Below are 6,216 nucleotides of genomic sequence, written 5' to 3'. Positions count from 1 at the left end.
CGACCATATACAGTTGATAAGAAAAGTTATCGCTTTTGCCACTGTCAAGTGGTCCAAGTCGAGCGGTCAAAAATCGGGCGGGTCAACCGCCCGTTTCCGTGTTTGTCCATGTGACGGCCGGTTGCTGCAAGAAGCGGTCTTCAAACGTCACGAGCGATGTCAGGACAAGGCGCGAAAGGGCGACCCGAAGCCGCGGGACCCGCGGACGAAACGGCCGTTAGCCTGGCCCGCAGTAGTTTGAAGACGGCTTCTTAGACTGTTAGGGGGAAAACGTCCGGAGTAGCAGGTCCATGGCTTGCCTTCACGGGCGCGCAGTCGGAAAAGAACAATTAAAAGGCAATACGGCACTGATGGCAGTTCGTCACAGCATCCGGAGTCGGACCAGAACACTCTTTCGGAAAGCTTTTCTTTCAGCTTTTGACGGCAACGCTTGCTCTCGGCGAGTGATTCTTGCCGGGGTGCTATCCGGCGTTTTGGCTCCGCAGATAGTTTCTGCCGATGCCTTTCCCGGCGATCTGCTGCTCTTTCCCGAGCTCACCAGTCTCCATCGCTTCGATCTTCAAGACGGTTCCAGCCTGAAGAACTATTGGATCAATCCGGGGCTGAATCTCTTCTACGGCTTGGATCAAGGCCGGTTCCGCTTCCTGCTGGAGTGGCTGGTGGACCGCTCCGCGCAGGAGGTTCAGAGGTTGCAGCTCGGCTGGCGCTGGCAGGACACCACGTTTTGGGTGGGCCGCTTTCACAATCCCATCGGCTACTGGAACATCCATTTTCATCACGGGGCTTACATGATGACCAGCATCACCCGTCCCGGTGTGATGACTTACGAAACGTCCGGCGGCCCGCTGCCGATGCATGTCACCGGGCTTTACGTCGAAGGGGTTCGGGAACTCGGGGATTCCAGTCTCTATTACGTTCTGAATGCCGGAGTGGGTCCGGACCTCGAGAAGAAGCGGCTGGACGCGTTCGACGTTCTGGACCCGGAAGGTACGCGGCTCCCGGCCGTGACTTTGCGCCTCGGATATCAGCCGGTCAGCTTCGGTTCCGACGAGATCGGTTTTTCCTTCAGCTATACCGAAATATCCGGCCGCCGGATCGGCGTGGACCGAATCAATCAGATCGTGGCGGGCGTCTTTGCCAATTGGCGATCGGAGAATCTCGGTTTCCTGGGCGAGGCCTTTTACATCCATAACGATTTCACGGGCGGCGCTTCGGAACCCGAATCCGACGTGCTGAACCTCTACGGGCAGGCGGAATGGCGGGTGGCCGACGATCTGACCTTGTACAGCCGGATTGAAGGCACGTTCAACGATAACGGCGACTTGTACTTCGATCATTTTCGAAACTTCGTGCGTGATCGATACATGGGCGGCGTACGCTACGAACTGCCCTACAAGATGGCTCTGAAACTCGAGCTTTCGCGCGAGCACACGAGGGATGACGCCTTCGGGCAGGTGGGGCTCCAATGGAGCGCGGTGTTCCCCTAGCCATGTCCAAGCTGTCGTTCCTGATCCTGTTGTTATCGCTCGCGTCCAGCGCGCTGGCCATTGAGGCCGACGGCTTGCGCGAACTCGTTCTCGCCGCAAGTTCCCAGTCGAACATTCCCAAGCTTTCGCTGCAGGAGACCCGGAAGCTTTATCTAGGCGTACCGGTCGAGAAGAACGGCAAGACCATCAAACCTCTGCTGAATGTCAGCGAGTCCCTGCTGTTCGAAGTATTTTTGCAGAAGGTTACCTTCATGTCCTCCGACGCCTACGAGAAACAGGTCCTGGCGATCGTATTCCGCCTCGGCGGCCAGAGGCCCCAGGCTTTTCACGATAGACAGACCCTGAACGCCGCCTTGCTGGAACATCCGGATTCGGTGACGTTCATGTGGGCCAAGGATTTGGATCAGTACAGAGGGCTGAAACCTATCAACACTCTTTGGGCGGGGTCTGCCGATTGAAACGTTTCTTCCATAGCTTCAACGGGCGCCTGCTGCTGTCCATCGTAGGCGTTCATATCATGCTGGTGCCCCTTTTGCTGTTCGGGGTTTATTTGATCGCAAAGCCTGGTGTCGAGCGGCAATTCGTCAATCAGGTGCGCTCGGATGCATTGCTTTTCGGCAATTTGATCGGTTCTCGGCTGACGACGGGGGATACGGCGGAAATCGCGGCGCTCATGGGCGAGTTTCTGTTGAACGGCCGGCTGATTTTTGCCGAGGTGCAGATGGGCGACCGGATAATACCGCCCAATATCCCGCTGGCCACACAAGAACCTTTCAACGAGGATTTCTTCTTCGGACAGCATGAGGACGGCATTTATTTCATCGCGGTGCCTTTGACCGAAGGCGATGCCGGCGGACAGCCGGTCTTGCGTCTGGGTTACGACGAAATCCCGGTCCGGCAGGAACTCATGTCCCTTTACCGCCGCGGCATTTATCTGGTGGCGTCCTATCTGGGCCTGACCCTGATCGTCGTGGCCTTGTTGGGAAGGCGCCTGGTTCGGCCGCTGGAAATTCTTCGGCGGGAGGCGGATCAGATCACGGCCGGCGACCACGGCACCGAGTTCGGCACCCGTTCCGGAATCGCCGAGGTGGCCGCCTTGGCGGAGAATCTCGAACGGATGCGGCAGGGCCTCATTCATGCGCGCGACGCGGCCCTTCAGGCGGCGCTGACGAAAAGCGAATTCCTGGCCAACATGAGCCATGAAATCCGCACGCCCATGAACGGCGTCATCGGCATGCTGGAACTGGCCTTGCGCACCGAACTCACGCCGCAGCAGAAAGACTATCTCACCATGGCCAGTTCATCCGCCGAATCCCTGCTGCGCCTGCTGAACGACATACTCGATTTTTCGAAGATCGAGGCACGAAAGCTGGAGCTCGAGTGCATCCAGTTCGATTTGCGCGACGCCGTGGGCGACACACTGAAGCTGCTGGCGCCTCAGGCCCATGCCAAAGGCCTGGAGCTGACTTATCTCATCGATCCCCAGATACCCGACATCGTTTCCGGAGACGTCGGCCGTTTGCGGCAGATTCTCATCAATCTGGTGAGCAATGCCATCAAGTTCACGCCGCAGGGCGAGATCGTGGTGCGGGTCGAGTCCGGATGCGACCGCTGTGCCGACAGCATCTGTCCCCGCTTCTCGGTGAGCGATACCGGTGTCGGAATCCCAGCGGACAAGCAAACGGTGATCTTCGACGCGTTTACCCAGGCGGATGCCTCTTCCACCCGCATGTTCGGCGGAACCGGGCTGGGACTCGCGATTTCTTCGCGGCTGGTGAATCTGATGCGGGGAGTCATGGGTCTCGAAAGCGAAGTAGGCCGCGGCAGCACCTTTTATTTTACGGTTCCGTTGAAGGTACCGTCGGAAACGGCGCGGGGCCCCCGGCAAAGGTCCTTCGATCTGCACGGGGTCAAAGTCCTGGTGGTGGATGATCATCCGGTCAACCGCTACATTTTCATGGAGATGCTGACGCAGTGGGGAATGAGCCCGGTGCAGGCCGATTCCGGTAAAGCCGCGCTGCAAGAAATCCAGCGGGCCAACGAGCAAGAGGCGCCGTTCCGGTTGATCCTGCTGGACGCCATGATGCCCGAGATGGACGGTTTCGAGGTGGCCGCCCACATCAAGGCGACGCCCAGCACGGCCCTGACCACCATCATGCTGCTGTCCTCGGCGGACCGCGGCGGCGACTTCGAGCTTTCCCGCCGCTTGGGCATTTCGCGTTTCCTTCGAAAGCCGGTCAAGTATTCGGAGCTGATGGAGGCGATCCAGGCTGCCCTGGACGAGTCGGAAGCCACGCCCGTTACGCCCGAAGTGTTGTCGGCATCGCCGTTCCGTGCCGTGCAGCGCGGGCTGCGCATCCTGGTGGCCGAGGACAATCCGGTCAACCAGAGGCTGGTGCAGGCCTTGCTGGAAGACCGCGGGCATTCCGTGCTGATGGCGGGCAACGGCGAGGAAGCCTTGCGCTTGCTCGAGCGGGAATCCTTCGACGCGGTGCTGATGGACGTGCAAATGCCGGTGATGGACGGCTTGCAGGCCACGGCCGCGATTCGGGAGCGGGAACAGGACACCGGCCGCCATGCCTACATCGTGGCGATGACGGCTCACGCGCTCAAAGGCGACAAGGAACGTTGCCTCGCGGCCGGCATGGACGCTTATGTATCCAAACCCATACGCGAGGCGGAATTGCTGGCGGCCGTCGAACGCTGGAACGATGAGCCGGCATCTTCCGACACTCAAGGGGCATCCGCCATGTCGTCCGACCAACCCCCGTTCGATCTCTCCGAAGCCTTGGCCCGGGTCCGCAACCGGCGGCCTCTGCTGCGCAGTATGGCCGAAATCTTCATCGGACAATCCGATGATCTGCTGGACCAATGCGAGGCGGCCATCGAAAGCGCCGACGGACCCACCCTGGAGAGGGCCGCTCATACGCTCAAGAGCTCGGCGGCGAGTTTTTGCGCAGCCACCGTGTCGGAGATCGCCCAACGGCTCGAGAATGCCGGCCGCACCGCCGAGTTCGGGAATGCGAAGGCGGATTTTCAGGTATTGAAATCCGAAATGGGCCGGCTGCTCCCCGCCTTGAAGCGGTTCCTGGACGAGCCGGACCCGCCGGCCTGAGGCTCGAAATGCTTACAGCCCTGTCGTTTAACTGTTGGAATTGTCGGATATGACCCGCAACACGGAACGAAAACCCCTGGTTCTCATGGTGGACGACAATCCGGTGAACCTCGCCGAGTTGTACGATTTGCTGACGGAGGCGCAATACGAGGTATCGATCGCGGAAAGCGGGGCCGGCGCCATCCTCCAGGCCGAGCGCCTGGTTCCCGATCTCGTCCTGCTCGACGTGCTCATGCCGGGCATGAGCGGATTCGCCGTCTGCGCCAAGCTCAAGGAATCTCCGAAGACGGAATCCATCCCGGTACTGTTCATGACCGCTCTCGACGATACCGCCGACAAGCTGCAAGGCTTGCGGCTCGGAGCCGTCGATTACATCACCAAGCCCTTTCAGCACGAGGAGGTCCTGGCGCGGGTCGATACCCATTTGACGCTGGCGCGGCTCCGAAGCGAGCTGCAGGCCAGCCGGGAACGGCTTTCCCGGATCGTGACCTATGCGCTCGACGCCATCATCACGGTGGATGCGGAAGGCCGGATCGTCCTTTTCAATGCTGCGGCCGAAAAACTGTTGAAATGCCGGGAGAGCGAAGCGGTGGGGGGAGTCCTGGAGCGATTCCTGACGCCCGCGCTCAAGGAGCATCTTGGCCACTGCATGGACCACTCGTCGGACCAGGCGATCTGGCTGCCGGAAGGCGTCGGCATTCTGCGGGGCGACGGCGCGGAGGTGCCGATCGAAGGTTCGATATCGCGGGTGGAAGCCGGCGACGAAAAGCTTTTCACCGTGATTCTGCGCGACTCCGGCGAGCGGCAGCGGCGCATGCAAGCGGAGGCGGAATGCCGGCAGCTCAAGGGCATCAAGCTTTACCTGGAAGAAGAAATCAAGGCCGCCCACAATCTGGACGAACTGATCGGCGGGTCGGCGGCGCTGAAGCAGGTTGTGACGCTCATCAACCAGGTGGCCGAGACCGATTCCACGGTGCTGGTCACCGGCGAAACCGGCACCGGCAAGGAGCTCATCGCCCGTGCGATCCACAATCTCAGCAGCCGCAAAGCCAATGTGCTGGTCAAACTGAACTGTGCGGCCATTCCGGCCAATCTTGCGGAGAGCGAGTTGTTCGGCCATGAGAAAGGGGCCTTTACAGGAGCCCTGTCGCGCAAGCAGGGGCGCTTCGAACTGGCCGACGGGGGCACCCTGTTCCTGGACGAAATCGGGGAATTGCCCCTGGATCTTCAGGCCAAGCTGCTGCGGGTGTTGCAGGAGGGCGAATTCGAGCGGGTGGGCGGCACGCAGACGATCAAGGTCAACGTCCGCGTCATCGCGGCCACCAACCGCGATCTCGGCCGGATGTCCCGCGAGAACCAGTTTCGGGCGGATCTTTATTACCGGCTCAACGTGTTTCCCATCCATCTGCCCCCGCTTCGGGAAAGGACGGACGACATTCCCTTGCTGGTCCGGCATTTCGTCCAAAAGTACGCCGCCCTGCTCGGCAAGCGGATCGAGACCGTGCCGCAGCCGATACTGTCGGCGCTTTGCGCCTATCCCTGGCCCGGCAACATCCGCGAGCTGCAGCACGTCATCGAAAGAGCCGTGATTCTGTCCGAAGGCGGCGAACTGGC

4 protein-coding genes are annotated in these 6,216 nt (G+C 60.4%); all 4 read left to right on the top strand.

What is annotated here, in order from left to right:
* Positions 1-473: 473 nt before the first annotated feature.
* Entirely contained in the window at positions 474-1,487 is a 1,014-nt protein-coding gene (locus ABJK70_RS18400; RefSeq protein WP_347258716.1) for a hypothetical protein, read from the top strand.
* A 2-nt stretch (positions 1,488-1,489) separates the two neighbouring features.
* Positions 1,490-1,945: a hypothetical protein gene (locus ABJK70_RS18395; RefSeq protein ID WP_077728609.1), complete on the top strand. Its 456-nt coding sequence runs from the start codon at positions 1,490-1,492 to the stop codon at positions 1,943-1,945.
* Positions 1,942-4,602 carry a response regulator gene (locus tag ABJK70_RS18390; protein ID WP_347258715.1) on the top strand — a complete coding sequence of 887 codons (2,661 nt, stop codon included), beginning with the start codon at positions 1,942-1,944 and terminating at the stop codon, positions 4,600-4,602. The genes ABJK70_RS18395 and ABJK70_RS18390 overlap by 4 nt, the downstream gene beginning before the upstream one ends.
* A 49-nt stretch (positions 4,603-4,651) precedes the next feature.
* Positions 4,652-6,216 (top strand): sigma-54-dependent Fis family transcriptional regulator (locus ABJK70_RS18385; RefSeq protein WP_347258714.1); only part of this gene is annotated, 1,565 nt, incomplete at its 3' end.

Source organism: Methylocaldum sp. (genome assembly GCF_039794385.1).
Classification (GTDB): Bacteria; Pseudomonadota; Gammaproteobacteria; order Methylococcales; family Methylococcaceae; genus Methylocaldum.
Note: the sequence above shows the minus strand (reverse complement) of the source record. Positions and strands in the feature narration are given on the sequence as shown.

Excerpts from the sequence above, each read along its gene's own strand:
- ABJK70_RS18395 (WP_077728609.1), top strand. The coding sequence starts at position 1,490 with ATGTCCAAGCTGTCGTTCCTGATCCTGTTGTTATCGCTCGCGTCCAGC.